At 63.7% G+C, this 13605-nt stretch carries 12 protein-coding genes; 9 read left to right on the forward strand and 3 right to left on the reverse strand.

The window, feature by feature from the left end:
• From proB to ATC00_RS06715, 9 genes are all read left to right on the forward strand, one after another.
• Positions 1–1179 carry a glutamate 5-kinase gene (proB, locus tag ATC00_RS06675; protein WP_037389914.1) on the forward strand — a complete coding sequence of 393 codons (1179 nt, stop codon included), beginning with the start codon at positions 1–3 and terminating at the stop codon, positions 1177–1179.
• Positions 1172–2455, forward strand: a complete 1284-nt coding sequence (locus tag ATC00_RS06680) for a glutamate-5-semialdehyde dehydrogenase (RefSeq protein WP_037389916.1) — start codon at positions 1172–1174, stop codon at positions 2453–2455. The genes proB and ATC00_RS06680 overlap by 8 nt, the downstream gene beginning before the upstream one ends.
• A 56-nt stretch (positions 2456–2511) precedes the next feature.
• Complete coding sequence (locus ATC00_RS06685; RefSeq protein WP_234782258.1) at positions 2512–3078, forward strand: nicotinate-nucleotide adenylyltransferase; 567 nt, start codon at positions 2512–2514, stop codon at positions 3076–3078.
• An 89-nt stretch (positions 3079–3167) separates the two neighbouring features.
• Positions 3168–3614, forward strand: coding sequence for a ribosome silencing factor (gene rsfS, locus ATC00_RS06690; RefSeq protein ID WP_037390056.1), 447 nt, complete (start codon positions 3168–3170; stop codon positions 3612–3614).
• A gap of 161 nt (positions 3615–3775) precedes the next feature.
• Entirely contained in the window at positions 3776–4258 is a 483-nt protein-coding gene (gene rlmH / locus ATC00_RS06695) for a 23S rRNA (pseudouridine(1915)-N(3))-methyltransferase RlmH (protein WP_037389921.1), read from the forward strand.
• 95 nt (positions 4259–4353) lie between these two features.
• Positions 4354–5784: a murein hydrolase activator EnvC family protein gene (locus tag ATC00_RS06700; protein ID WP_052035620.1), complete on the forward strand. Its 1431-nt coding sequence runs from the start codon at positions 4354–4356 to the stop codon at positions 5782–5784.
• A complete protein-coding gene (locus ATC00_RS06705) occupies positions 5774–7096 on the forward strand; it encodes a S41 family peptidase (RefSeq protein ID WP_037389924.1) in 1323 nt (440 codons plus the stop codon). The genes ATC00_RS06700 and ATC00_RS06705 overlap by 11 nt, the downstream gene beginning before the upstream one ends.
• 148 nt (positions 7097–7244) lie before the next feature.
• Complete coding sequence (locus ATC00_RS06710; RefSeq protein ID WP_064252325.1) at positions 7245–8441, forward strand: divergent polysaccharide deacetylase family protein; 1197 nt, start codon at positions 7245–7247, stop codon at positions 8439–8441.
• Positions 8442–8494: 53 nt separating this feature from the next.
• The gene (locus ATC00_RS06715; RefSeq protein ID WP_037389928.1) at positions 8495–9022 is read left to right on the forward strand and encodes an RNA pyrophosphohydrolase; all 528 of its coding nucleotides are present in this window, start codon (positions 8495–8497) and stop codon (positions 9020–9022) included.
• A gap of 71 nt (positions 9023–9093) precedes the next feature.
• Here ATC00_RS06715 and ATC00_RS06720 read toward each other — a convergent pair whose 3' ends face one another.
• The 3 genes from ATC00_RS06720 to ATC00_RS06735 form a co-directional block, all read right to left on the reverse strand.
• Positions 9094–12117, reverse strand: coding sequence for a calcium-binding protein (locus tag ATC00_RS06720; protein ID WP_064252326.1), 3024 nt, complete (start codon positions 12115–12117; stop codon positions 9094–9096).
• A gap of 587 nt (positions 12118–12704) precedes the next feature.
• Positions 12705–13190 carry a bacterioferritin gene (bfr, locus tag ATC00_RS06730; RefSeq protein WP_037389933.1) on the reverse strand — a complete coding sequence of 162 codons (486 nt, stop codon included), beginning with the start codon at positions 13188–13190 and terminating at the stop codon, positions 12705–12707.
• Complete coding sequence (locus ATC00_RS06735; RefSeq protein WP_037390057.1) at positions 13156–13467, reverse strand: (2Fe-2S)-binding protein; 312 nt, start codon at positions 13465–13467, stop codon at positions 13156–13158. The genes bfr and ATC00_RS06735 overlap by 35 nt, the downstream gene beginning before the upstream one ends.
• Positions 13468–13605 lie beyond the last annotated feature (138 nt).

Consider the following 13605-nt stretch of genomic DNA (forward strand, 5'->3'; position numbering starts at 1 on the left):
ATGGCCGCGAACCGCAAACCGCTCGAAAGGCACCGCCGGATCGTCATCAAGATCGGCTCGGCGCTCCTCGTCGACCGCAAGACCGGGCTGAAGAAGAGCTGGCTCGACGCCATGTGCGCCGATATCGCGGCGCTGAAGGCCAAGGGCGTCGAGGTGCTGGTCGTCTCCTCGGGGGCGATCGCGCTCGGCCGCACCGTCTTGAACCTGCCGGGCGGCGCGTTGAAGCTCGAGGAAAGCCAGGCGGCCGCCGCCGTCGGCCAGATCGCGCTCGCCCGCGCCTGGTCGGAAAGCCTTTCGACGGATCGGATCATTGCCGGCCAGATCCTGCTGACGCTCGGCGATACGGAGGAGCGGCGCCGCTATCTGAATGCGCGCGCCACGATCAATCAGCTGCTGAAACTCGGCTCCGTGCCGATCATCAACGAGAACGACACGGTCGCCACCACCGAAATCCGCTATGGCGACAACGACCGGCTAGCCGCCCGCGTGGCGACGATGGTCGGCGCCGACCTGCTCGTGCTGTTGTCCGATATCGACGGGCTCTATACCGCCCCGCCGCATCTCGATCCTGAGGCTCGCTTCCTCGATACAATCGCCGAGATCACCCCGGAGATCGAGGCGATGGCCGGCGGTGCAGCTTCCGAGCTGTCGCGCGGCGGCATGCGCACGAAGATCGATGCCGGCAAGATCGCCACGACGGCCGGCTGCGCTATGATCATCGCCTCTGGCAAGCCGGAGCATCCGCTGCAGGCGATCGAGGCGGGTGCCCGTTCCTCCTGGTTCGCGCCGTCCGGTTCGCCGGTGACCGCCCGCAAGACCTGGATCGCCGGGCAGCTCCTGCCTGCCGGTTCGATTGCGATCGACGCCGGCGCGGAGGCGGCGCTGCGCTCCGGCAAGAGCCTGCTTCCGGCCGGTGTCCGCCAGGTGACCGGGACGTTCAGCCGCGGCGACACGATTGCGATCCTCGGTGCCGGCCGCGAGATCGCCCGCGGGCTGGCCGGCTACGACGCCGATGAGGCGCGCCAGATCGCCGGCAAGAAATCGGCCGAGATCGCCGCGATCCTCGGCTATGCCGGCCGCACCGCCATGGTGCATCGCGACGATATGGTTATGACCGCCCCGGCCGCCGCGCGGACCGGGGAGGAGAAGAACGAGAAGAAAGGCAAGCTCCATGCTTGAGGCGGTCGAGAACGGCTCAGACGTCAACGCGATCATGCTGGAGATCGGCCGTCGCGCCAAGGCGGCCGCCCGACCGCTCGCCATAGCCAGCGCCGAGCGCAAGCATGCGGCGCTCGTCGGCATGGCCGAGGCGATCATCGCGAGGAGCGGCGACATCCTCGCGGCCAATGCGATCGATCTCGAAAACGCTGAAGAGAGCGGTGTCGCCAAGGCCTTCATCGACCGGCTGACGCTGACGGACGGCCGCATTCGCGACATGGCGGACGGCATCCGCGCGATCGCGGCTCTGAAGGATCCGGTCGGCGACCTCATCGCCGAATGGGACCGGCCGAACGGCCTGCATATCGAGCGGGTACGCACGCCGCTCGGCGTCATCGGGGTGATCTATGAAAGCCGTCCGAACGTCACGGCGGATGCCGGCGCGCTCTGCCTCAAGGCCGGCAATGCAGTGATCCTGCGCGGCGGCTCAGACAGTTTCCATTCGTCGCGGGCGATCCATGCCTGCCTCGTCGAGGGACTGAAGGCTGCCGGCCTGCCGGAGGACGCGATCCAGATGGTGCCGGTCGCCGACCGCGCCGCCGTCGGCGCCATGCTTTCGGGACTGAACGGCGCAATCGACGTGATCGTGCCGCGCGGCGGCAAAAGCCTCGTCGCCCGCGTTCAGAACGAGGCCCGCGTGCCGGTCTTCGCCCATCTCGAAGGCCTCTGCCATATCTATGTCGATGCCTCCGCCGATCTCGAGATGGCGAAAAACATCGTCGTCAATGCCAAGATGCGCCGCACCGGCATCTGCGGCGCCGCCGAGACGCTGCTGATCGACCGCAACGCCGCCGACCGGCTGGCGAAACCGTTGCTTCAAGGATTGTTCGACGCCGGCTGCGAGGTGCGCGTCTCCGAAGAGTTGCAAGGCCTGCTTCCCGGCTTGAAGGCGGCGTCCGACGAGGACTGGGCGACCGAATACCTCGACGCGATCATCTCGGCAAAACTCGTTGACGGCATTTCCGGTGCCATCGAGCACATCAACAGCTGGTCGTCGGCCCATACGGAGGCGGTGATTGCCGAGGATCCGGCCGTCGTCGAGCGCTTCTTCACCGAAATCGATTCGGCCATCCTGTTGCACAACGCCTCGACGCAATTTGCCGATGGCGGCGAGTTCGGCATGGGCGGCGAGATCGGCATCGCCACGGGCAAGATGCATGCCCGCGGGCCGGTCGGCGTCGAACAGCTCACCTCGTTCAAATATCGCGTGCGCGGCACGGGACAGGTGCGGCCCTGACGACAGCTGCGCATGTGAAGCCGGAATATCTGCGCATGCCGCATGTCGAGAGCGGCATGGCCGTCGGCCTCTTCGGCGGGTCGTTCAACCCGCCCCATGACGGCCATGTGCTCGTTGCTGAGACGGCGTTGCGCAAGCTCGGGCTCGACCAGCTCTGGTGGATGGTGACGCCCGGCAATCCGCTGAAGGACCGCAACAATCTCGCGCCGCTCGCCGAGCGGATCGCGATGAGCGAGAAGATCGCCGGCAATCCGCGCATAAAGGTCACCGCCTTCGAACAGGCCCTCGGCCAGAGCTATACGGCGCGCACCCTGGGCTTCGTCCGGGCACGCAATCGCGGCGTCCGCTTCGTCTGGGTAATGGGGGCCGACAATCTCCGGAGCTTTCATCGCTGGCAGGACTGGCGCCGGATCGTCGGCACCTTCCCGATCGCGGTGATCGACAGGCCCGGCTCGACTCTCGCCTATCTGTCGTCGCGCATGGCCAGGACCTTCAGCCGGGCGCGAATCGACGAGGACGACGCGCCGACGCTCGCATCTCGGCGGGCGCCGGCCTGGACTTTCATCCACGGACCCCGCTCCTCCTTGAGCTCGACGGCGCTCCGTTCCGCCAATTCCGGGTGAATTCCCGTCATTTATTTCTCGCGTCTTGAAACCGCACCGGTTTGGTGCCTACATTTGAAGCACGGTTCGACCTCGATAACGAACCGGAAGTGCTTGTTCTGTTCATTTGGAAAGGAAAGACCCTGACAACAGCACACGCCAAGGGATATGCGGTCTCCGCAGTCCCGCGCAGCACGGAACTGAGCGACGAAGCCGCTGTCCGTGCGCTTAAGCTGGTCCTCGAAAGCCTAGAGGACTCGAAGGCAGAAGATATCATCACCATCAGCATTGCCGGAAAGTCGGCGTTGGGAGACTTCATGGTCGTCGTCTCCGGGCGTTCGAACAGGCATGTGATGGCCATTGCCGACCACCTGGTGACGGACCTGAAGGACGAGGGCCTTGGCAATCCCCGCGTCGAAGGCCTTGAGGGTGGCGACTGGGTGCTGATCGACACCGGCGATGTGATCGTTCACATCTTCCGGCCCGAGATCCGGGAGTTCTACAACATCGAAAAGATGTGGGCCGCCCCGGAGATCGAGGACAGCACCCTGCACTGAGACGCGCCGCCCGTTCCTGACCTCTAGCCTCAGGACGGAGCGACGACCGGTGCCGATTTGAGATGTGGCTGTCATCGCCCGATTGGGAGGATGCCGGCAGAAGGGTTTTTGCTGATCGAAAAACCTCTTCGATCGGATGCCGGTGGGGGTGGAACGGGTCAATGCGCATCGGACTTTTCGCAGTCGGCCGCCTGAAGGCGGGGCCGGAAAAGGACCTCGCGGCCCGTTATCTCGATCGCTTTGCCAAGGCGGGGCCGGCCCTCGGCCTGGAACTGGCGCGCGTCGTCGAGGTCAACGAGAGCCGTGCTGCCAATGCGGAGACGCGCAAGCGCGAGGAAGCGGCCCAGCTCGAAAAGGCGCTTGCCGAGGGCAGCCTGCTGCTCTTGCTCGACGAACGCGGCAAGGCGCTCGATTCAGAGAGTTTCGCGGCGCTGCTGGGCACGTTTCGCGACAACGGCAAGCGCGATCTGATGATCGCCATCGGCGGTGCCGACGGGCTCGATCCGGCGCTGCATGCCCGGGCAGATTCCATTCTCTGCCTCGGTAAGATGACCTGGCCGCACCAACTCGTGCGCATCCTGATTGCCGAACAGCTCTATCGGGCCGTGACTATCCTCGCCGGCCATCCGTATCACCGAATCTGAGTCTCACTCGACGGCGATAACAAGAATATGTGTTGGTGGCATCGGGCAAATCGGATTAGGGTTTCCTGATTTATTTGCTTACCCCAAGAGACAGGATGACGCGCGCCAGGAACAGTGCCGACGTGGCCCGGATGAAATTTGCCGTCGGGCAGATCGGCCGGCGCGCGGCGATCGCCGCCGTTCTCCTGTCGACCGTCGCGCCGGCGGTGGCGCAGGATCCCGGCGCCGCCGCTCCAGGCCCGGCCGCTGCCGAGCAGGGACCGCCGGATCCCGCCGCCGACCTGACCCTGAGGCGCGACAGCACGCGCAGCGAACTCGAGGCGCTGTCGAAGACGATCGGCCTTTCGCGCGACCGCGCCGCGGCTCTCGAGCAGACGATTGCCGAGATCGACAAGAGCAACGCCGCGTTGCGCTCTGCGATCGTCGATTCGGCGGCGAAGCGCCAGGACCTCGAACGGCAGATTGCCGAGGGCGAGAAGAAGCTGAATGAGCTGCGCGCCAAGGAGGACGTGGTCAAGCGCTCGCTCGGGGCCCGGCGCGGCGTGCTCGCCGAAGTGCTTGCCGCCCTGCAGCGCATGGGCCGCAACCCGCCGCCGGCGATCCTGGTGACGCCGGAAGATGCGCTTGGCTCCGTTCGCAGCGCCATCCTGCTCGGCGCCGTCGTTCCTGAAATACGCGAACAGACCGACAGCCTCGTCGCCGATCTCAAGGCGCTTTCCGACGTCCGCGCCGGCATAGCGAGGCAGCGCGACGATCTGACGGCGGCAATGACCGCCAATCTCGAGGAAGAACGGCGGATGTCGATGCTCGTCGCCGAGAAGGAAAAGCTGCGGCAGCAGAACGCAACGGAACTCGCCTCCGAGCAGCGCAAGGCCGAGGAACTGGCCCTGCAGTCGACCAATCTCGAGGGGCTGATCTCCTCGATCGAAAACGAGATTTCCTCGGTGCGCGAGGCGGCCGCCGCGGCGCGCGCGCAGGAGGAGGAACGGCTGCGGATGAACGAGGCCGAGCGCCAGGCGGCGCGGGAACTCGCCAAGAGCGCGGTGCCCGACAAAAACCGCATTGCGCCCGCATATGTGTTTTCGGAATTGCAACAGAGGCTCAGCTATCCGGCCGCAGGTTCGATCCTGCGGCAGTTCGGCGACGCGGACGGCACCGGGCACTCGCTGCAGGGGATCATGCTGGAAACCAATGCAGGCGCGCTGGTGACCACGCCGGCGGACGGGTGGGTTGTCTATGCCGGCAGCTTCCGCAGCTACGGGCAGATGATCATTCTTAATCCCGGCGACGGCTACCATATCGTGCTTGCCGGGATGGAGAGTGTGAGCGTCCGCCCGGGGCAATTCGTCGTGGCAGGCGAACCGGTGGCGACGATGGGTGCAAAAAGAGTGGCGAGTGCGGCGGCCTTGACGCTGGAAACCGACAGGCCAACAATTTACATTGAATTCCGAAAAGACGGAAAGCCGGTTGATTCCCGACCGTGGTGGACCGCAGCAGAAGTTGGAAAGGCGCGAAATGATACGTAGAGCTTCACTTGTTCTGGTCGGGGCGCTGATGGGGGCGACGGCGATGGGCGTCGTCTATTCGGCAACGATCCCGGCCGTGGCGGCCAATTCGTCCACATATCGCGAGCTGGCGATTTTCGGCGATGTGTTCGAGCGCGTGCGCGCGCAATATGTGACGCCGCCGCAGGACGACAAGCTCATCGAGAATGCCATCAACGGCATGCTCTCCTCGCTCGACCCGCATTCGAGCTACATGAACTCGGCCGATGCCGAGGATATGCGCACGCAGACGCGTGGCGAGTTCGGCGGCCTCGGCATCGAGGTGACGATGGAAGAGGATCTCGTCAAGGTGACGAGCCCGATCGACGACACCCCTGCCGCTCGCGCCGGCGTGCTTGCCGGCGATCTGATTTCGAAGATCGACGGGCAGGACGTTCGCGGCCTGAAGCTCGAGGAAGCGGTCGACAAGATGCGCGGCGCCGTCGGCACGCCGATCAAGCTCACCATCCTGCGCAAGGGTGCGGAGAAGCCAATCGAAGTGACGATCGTCCGCGACGTGATCGCCGTGCGTGCGGTCAAGTACCGCGTCGAGGGCGATGTCGGCTATCTCCGGGTGATCTCCTTTACCGAAAAGACCTTCGACGACCTGAAGAAGGGCATCGAGAAGGTCAAGGCGGATGTCCCGGCCGACAAGCTCAAGGGTTATGTGCTCGACCTGCGCCTCAATCCGGGTGGCCTGCTCGACCAGGCGATCAATGTTTCCGACGCTTTCATGGAGCGCGGCGAGGTCGTCTCGACCCGCGGCCGCAACCCCGATGAGACGCGCCGCTTCAATGCGACGCCGGGCGACCTGACCGATGGCAAGCCCGTCATCGTCCTTGTCAACGGCGGCTCGGCTTCGGCATCGGAGATTGTTGCCGGTGCGCTCCAGGATATGAAGCGCGCCACCGTGCTCGGCACGCGTTCCTTCGGCAAGGGTTCGGTTCAGACGATCATTCCGCTCGGTGATGCGGGCGCACTGCGTCTGACGACGGCGCTTTATTACACGCCGTCCGGCAAGTCGATCCAGGGCACCGGCATCACCCCGGACATCAAGGTCGAACAGCCGCTGCCGCCGGAACTCCTCGGCAAGGTCGAGGCCCAGGGCGAGTCCGATCTGCGCGGCCACATCAAGGGCCAGAACGAGGACGACGAGGGCTCCGGTTCGGTCGCCTATGTGCCGCCGGAGGCCAAGGACGACATTCAGCTGAACTACGCGCTCGACCTCCTGCGCGGCAAGAAGACGGATCCGTCCTTCCCGGCCAATCCCGAACAGGCCGAGCTCAAGAAGTAAGGCGGACGGCGAAGCGAATGAGACAAAAGGCGCCGGGCTGTTCAACCCGGCGCCTTTATATTATGCATCGGCAGTGTAGCCGACTGCCGATGATTCTTCGCGAGCGGGCGCATCCCTCACCGGCAACTTCCAAAGGTCGAGGCTCCGTTTGGGAACTGATCTCAATACCCCCCTTGGCCAAGGCCCGAAGAAGCGGCCTCAGCGCAAGCGTGACCCGCACCGGCTGTCCGGCTATGCATTCCTCGGTATCTTCACGCTTGCCGTCGCCGGGCTTTCCGCGTGGGCCGCCCTGAGGCCCGATCCCTTGCTCCGCACATCGGACCCGGGCGCGAGCTCTGAAACGAGCCAGTCGGCCGCCGAGCATGCCGCATCCGCGAAGGCAGCAGCCGGCTCCCTTCGCCCGAGCGCCGCTCATTCCGGCGCCCATGTCGAGGAGATCCTCACCGACGACGGCGCGACGGTCACGAAATTCACGCCGAGGCCGCGCGGCGGCGAGGGCCCGGCGCTGATCAGTGCCGGGGCGATGCGCGGTCAGGACCCCCGCATGGCGGCGCTCCCGAACGAGGACCTCATCGAAGCCACGCCTGAGGGCCGGTTGCCGATCATCGGCCCGGACGGCTTGCGGCCCATGGATCAATATGCCCGGCCCTGGTCCGGCGCCCGCGGCACCCGCATCGGGCTCGTCGTCGGCGGCCTCGGCCTCAGCCAGACGGGGACCCAGCGGGCGATCCGCGATCTGCCGCCGGACGTGACGCTCGCCTTCGCCGCGGCCGGCAACAGCCTGCAGCGCTGGATGCAGGATGCGCGTCGCGACGGCCACGAGATCCTCCTGCAGATCCCGATGGAACCCTTCGACTATCCGGACAACGACCCCGGACCGCATGCGCTTCTCGTCTCCCGCGGCGCCACGAAGAATCTCGCCGAGCTGCACCGCAGCATGGGCCAGATCACCAATTATACAGGCATCATGAACTATCTCGGCGGCCGCTTTCTCTCCGATGCGGATGCGCTCGAGCCGGTGATGCGCGACCTCGGCAAACGCGGCCTGTTGTTCCTCGACGACGGCACCTCGGCGCAATCGCTTTCCGGAACGCTCTCCGGCGCCCTCGGCGCGCCGCATGGCTTTGCCGATCTGGTTCTCGACAGCGAACTCAGCCGCAATGCGATCCTGCGCAAGCTCGACGAACTCGAACGTGTCGCGCGGCGCAACGGCACGGCGATCGGCGTCGCCTCCGCCTTCGACGAGAGCGTGGCGACGATCGCCGACTGGATGGAAGAGGCAGGCGGCCGCGGCATCGAATTCGTCGGCATTTCGGCGCTCGTCAACGATCCGCAACAAAACTGACCTAAGCAGGCAATCGGCTGAATGCCTGACAGCACATGCAAGGGAATGGCGACATGGGTAAAGACAAGGGCAAGGTTTTGAAGGCAGAGGACCTGCCCTATCGGCCATGTGTCGGGGTCATGGTCCTCAATCATGGGGGGCTTGTCTGGGCCGGACATCGCCTCGCGGTCGGCAATTCTGAATATGACGGCTCGCCGCAGCTCTGGCAGATGCCGCAGGGCGGCATCGACGAGGGCGAGGATCCGCTTGAAGCCGCCTATCGCGAGCTATACGAGGAAACCGGCATGCGCAGCGTTTCGCTGCTTGCCGAGGCGCCCAGCTGGATCAATTACGACCTGCCGGAGCACCTGATCGGCATCGGCCTCAAGGGCAAGTATCGCGGCCAGACGCAGCGCTGGTATGCCTTCCGCTTCGAAGGCGACGAAAGCGAGATCGCCATCAACCCGCCGCCGGGCGGCCACGACCCCGAATTCGACGCCTGGGAATGGAAGCCGATGCACGAGCTGCCGAACCTGATCGTGCCGTTCAAACGCAAGGCCTATGAAGAGATCGTCGCCGCCTTCGCGCATCTCGCGGGGTAGGTAGCCCGCCGTCGGAGCCCGCCCCGCCAAACGGGACGGGCTCCTGATTGCGGATTTGGTTGGAGAGCTCGTCAGGCGAGGACGAAATCGCCCGTCGAAAGCGCATTGACCTTCTGCAGGATGGCGACGAGTTGCAGGTCGGCGCCGGTCCCCGCTCCGTCGGCATCGAACCAGAGCCGGCCATCGTCCGTATCGAACAGGAATGTCCCCTTTCCGCTTGTGGTGGCCGGGTCCGTCCCGCTCACGAGCGTCACCGCCGCGTCACCCGCCGCGATGCCGAAGGCGTCGCGCTCGATGACGAGCTTGTCCTGGCCTCGCACGAAATCGGTGATGACATCCCCCTCGCCGTCGAATCCGTCCTTATCGAAGACGAACCGGTCGCTGCCGGCACCGCCAGTCAGCCAATCATCGCCCTTGCCGCCGACCAGCGTGTCGTTGCCGGCGCGACCGTCGAGGAAGTCGTCGGCCTTCCCGCCATAAAGAACATTGCCGTTTGCATCGCCGCGGATCTCGTCGTCGGCGCCGCTGCCTCTGATGTTCTCGACGTTCGCCACCGTGAGACCGAGTGCCAGGCCCTTGTTCGCCGCCTGGTCCTGGAGATCGAGAACGACCGAAGTCGATCCTTCAATGAAGGAAAGCGTGTCGACACCGCTACCGCCGTCGAACACATCCTTGCCCGATGAATCATCGCGGATGAGAAGGTCGTTGCCGGCATCCCCGAACTGCTGATCGTCGCCGGCGCCGTCCCGGAGCGTATCGCTGCCGGCGCCGCCGTGCAGAGCGTCGTCGCCGTGGTTGCCTTTGAGCGTGTCGTCGAGATCGCCGCCGCTCACCCTGTCGCGGCCGTTGCTGCCCGCATATTCGAGCACTTCGAAGCCGCTGAACCACGTCGCCGTGTCGACGATGACCGCCGCGCCGAAAAACGCAAAACTGATGTCCCGCGTCTGCCCCGTGAGATCAAGATTCACCACGTCGGTCCCGGCGCCGCCATCGGCCTTGTCGCCGATCCCCATATAGACCATGTCGTTGCCGTCCTCGGCATAGATCACATCCTTGCCGTCGGTGCCGCCGAGGCCTGCGCCGCGGATGATGTCATTGCCCGCACCGCCTCTCAAGCGGTCGTTGCCGGCATCGCCCGATATCGTGTCGTCGCCGGCGCCGCCATTGAGGACGTCATTGTTGCCGCCGCCGCTCAACTCGTCATCGAGGCTGCCTCCGAAGAAGGTGTTGCTGCCCGGACCGCCGATGAGCTTGACTCGCTCGACGTTCCTCACAAAAACTGGCGCGTCGGTAGCAGTCACGTCGGCCGAGAGCTCAAATCCGACATTCGACCAGGCCATGCTGAAGTCGATGGTCGCGAAGTCTATCCCGGCGCCGCCATCAAGCTCGAGAACCCCATTCGAGGCGCTCCGCGAAAAACTGTCGTTTCCAGCACCAAGATCGACGACGTTGTTGCTGGCGCCGGTCGATCCGTCGCCGACCGAAACCTTGTCATCGCCTTCGCCGGCACCGATCGTGTTAAAGCCGTCGAGATCGTTGATCACATCGTCGCCGGCGCCGGATGTCAGCGTGTCGTTGCCCGTGCCGCCGTCGAGCCTGTCCGCACCGTTGCTGCCAATCAGAGTGTCGTTGCCGCCATTGCCGTTAAACCAGACGATCTCAGCGGAGCCTACGGAGGCGACGACGTCGCTACCGCTGCCGAATTCGACCATATAGCGCTCGAAATTCGTAAGACTCGTTCCATCGGAAAGCGTGGCCGTACTGTCGCTCGCCGAGAAGGTTAGGGCTGTCGTCGAGGAGTAGCGGTACAGAGATACCCAATCCGTCCCCGTGCCGCCATCGGCCTGATCGGCGCCGCCTTCGCCAAGAACTATCTCGTCATTACCGCTGCCGCCCGCGACCTTGTCCATGCCGACACCCGCTCTGACGATATCATCCCCGGCGCCGAGAACGAGCGTATCGTTTCCGTCCGAAGAAAAGACGATGTCATTACCGTCGCCGGTGGTGATGTTGTTCGCGTCGGAACCGGCGGCGAAGATCGTATAATGCTCGATGCCGGAAATCGTCGTTCCACCGTCGAGCGTATTGACTTCGGATGCCGCCTTGGCCGTGAAGTCGCCGGTGAAGTTCCCGATTTCCAGGCGATCGCTGCCAGCCGAACCCGTGATCTGGTCCGTGCCCTGGCCAAAGGTGTACATCAACCAGTCGTCACCGTCGCCGCCGTCCACCGTGTCGTCGCCGAGATTGCCGAAGAGGACATCGTTGCCCGCTCCTCCCTGGAGAATGTCCGCGCCGTCACCGCCGAACATCAGGTCCCTTCCGCGGCCGCCCGAGAGTAGGTCGTTACCGGCGTCGCCGATGAGCTGATCTTCCTCATCCCCGCCATAGAGTTTGTCGTCGTCGTTACCGCCGTATAGCCAGTCCTTTCCGGAGTCACCGAAGAGGACGTCACTACCGGTTTCGCCGAACAGGCGGTCGGAACCAGAACCGCCGGCGAGCATGTCGGCACCGGTGCCGCCCGTCAGCGAATCATCGCCACGGCCGCCCGAAAGCTCGTCATGGCCAACGCCTCCCGACAGGACATCGGCATAATTGCCGCCGATGATCACATCGTCGAAACCCGTGCCTGCAATTTCGAAGGACTCGACGTTCCTCACCTTGATGCCACCGGCCAGTATCTGCGGCGAAGTCCAGTCCCCGATGGTGATGTCGAGCCCGACGCCATACGCCGAATAGTCGAGCTTCACTGTATCTATGCCGGAGCCGCCATCGACGATATCGCCGGCAATCTCGTCGACCGAGGTTGCAACAATGGTGTCACGGCCACTGCCGCCATTGAGTGTATCCTTGCCGGCGTCGCCCGTCAGCACATCGTTGCCGCTGTCGCCGTTCAGCCTATCGTCGCCGTCGCCGCCGTGGAGTTCGTCCCCCTGAAAGGAACCGCTGACGGTATCGTTATCCTCATAGCCGTAAGCCCTGTCGCCGCCCATGCCACCATTGATGATATCAGCCCCCTGATAGGCCGCGATGACGTCGGCTTCGAGGTCGCTGCCGATCAACACATCGTTGCCGATGGTGCCCGTGATCATTCCCATTCCTGTCTCCTGACTGGTTGCCTAGGGGGCCTGCAGGCTCGAACCACGGTCCTCATGTCCCGCCCGTCAAAGTCGGATCGTTCGGCGAAATGCCGCGGGCGTGCCGCTCGATTGCACAAAGGCCGCACTGCCCATGTCCCGCCCGCTGCGCCAACGCGACCTCCCGCATTTCAATGCCGCTTCTCGCATCGAGGCGCATCCGATCTGCAAACGGACCATGAGCCAGCCGGGAAAAGAGCGTGAAATGAACGAGAACTGGGAATTTTCCGTGACCTGCTTCGACCCCCATACCTAATCATGCCTGCGCATGACCTCGAGAACGGAGCTTCCGTTCCGCTGCCATCTATCGCGAGTTCCGAGGTCTCTCATGTTCCTGTCGGAACAGTCAAATGCGTTGGCCGAAACATCGCCGCTGGCATCCGGGCGTGGTGCGATGCTTCAATTCTCGCATCGAACATCATGACGCGCTTGGAGTCTGCGCATGAACGTTTGCGCAACGTCCCTGCGTGCTGGCTATCTTGCAATAAGCTCAAAACAAAAGCGCCGCGCGTCGGCACGCGCGGCGCTCCATCAAAACATATTAGATATTATTCGGCTTCGTTGGCCGGGGCGGCGTTGAGCTGCCCGTATTTTTCCTCGCCGATCGTTTCGAGCAGCTGCAGCTGCGACTCGAGGAAGTCGATGTGGCCCTCCTCGTCGGCGAGCAGTTCCTCGAAAAGTTTCATCGAGACATAGTCGCCGGCCGCGTGACAGACATCGCGGGAGTTCTTGTAGGCCGTGCGGGCGTCGTATTCGCCGGCGAGGTCGGCCTTCAGCACTTCCTTGACATTCTGGCCGATGCGCAACGGTGCGACCGTCTGCAGGTTGGGATGGCCTTCGAGGAAGATGATGCGTGCGATGAGTTTGTCGGCGTGGTGCATCTCCTCGATGGATTCCTCACGCTCCTTCTTTGCAAGAAGCGTGTAGCCCCAGTCTTCGAGAAAGCGGTAATGCACCCAGTACTGGTTTACGGCACCGAGTTCGAGAAAGAGCGCTTCGTTAAGCTGCTCGATGACCTTTGCGTCGCCTTTCAAGATCCGCCCTCCGGTTTTCTTCGTGGAATTGTTTTAGGCGGGTCATGAAATCAAATATCTCGGTCTCCGTCGAGTCGCGACGGGCGTGATATTGCTCGGTGGTGCGGATGATAATGTCGACGACATTGGGGAAACAGCCGCAGCAACGGCCGCGCTTTTCCATCGCGTGATAGACTTTCGCCGGCACGATCAGCTGCCAACAGTCCTCATCGAGCAGGCCTATGATCGTATCCTCGATCTCTTTTTCGGTGATGAAATTGCAGCTGCAAACCAGCATTTCGTCTTGCCCGTCAAACGCAACATCCTGAATTTGCGATAAAGCAAAAGAGGACATTTGCCGTCAACTAAAAACTCCTCTCCATAAAGTTGAAGGGTATATTAGAGCCGTTCTAATCTTGAGGAAAAATTTCGTGTT

The sequence above is a fragment of the Sinorhizobium americanum genome (genome assembly GCF_001651855.1).
Classification (GTDB): domain Bacteria; phylum Pseudomonadota; class Alphaproteobacteria; order Rhizobiales; family Rhizobiaceae; genus Sinorhizobium; species Sinorhizobium americanum.

Bases quoted from the DNA above. Each gene is read 5' to 3' on its own strand.
- proB (WP_037389914.1), top strand. From the start codon at position 1: ATGGCCGCGAACCGCAAACCGCTCGAAAGGCACCGCCGGATCGTCATC.
- ATC00_RS06680 (WP_037389916.1), top strand. From the start codon at position 1,172: ATGCTTGAGGCGGTCGAGAACGGCTCAGACGTCAACGCGATCATGCTG.
- ATC00_RS06685 (WP_234782258.1), top strand. From the start codon at position 2,512: ATGGCCGTCGGCCTCTTCGGCGGGTCGTTCAACCCGCCCCATGACGGC.
- rlmH (WP_037389921.1), top strand. From the start codon at position 3,776: ATGCGCATCGGACTTTTCGCAGTCGGCCGCCTGAAGGCGGGGCCGGAA.
- ATC00_RS06700 (WP_052035620.1), top strand. From the start codon at position 4,354: ATGACGCGCGCCAGGAACAGTGCCGACGTGGCCCGGATGAAATTTGCC.
- ATC00_RS06705 (WP_037389924.1), top strand. From the start codon at position 5,774: ATGATACGTAGAGCTTCACTTGTTCTGGTCGGGGCGCTGATGGGGGCG.
- ATC00_RS06715 (WP_037389928.1), top strand. From the start codon at position 8,495: ATGGGTAAAGACAAGGGCAAGGTTTTGAAGGCAGAGGACCTGCCCTAT.
- ATC00_RS06720 (WP_064252326.1), bottom strand. From the start codon at position 12,117: ATGGGAATGATCACGGGCACCATCGGCAACGATGTGTTGATCGGCAGC.
- ATC00_RS06735 (WP_037390057.1), bottom strand. From the start codon at position 13,467: ATGCTGGTTTGCAGCTGCAATTTCATCACCGAAAAAGAGATCGAGGAT.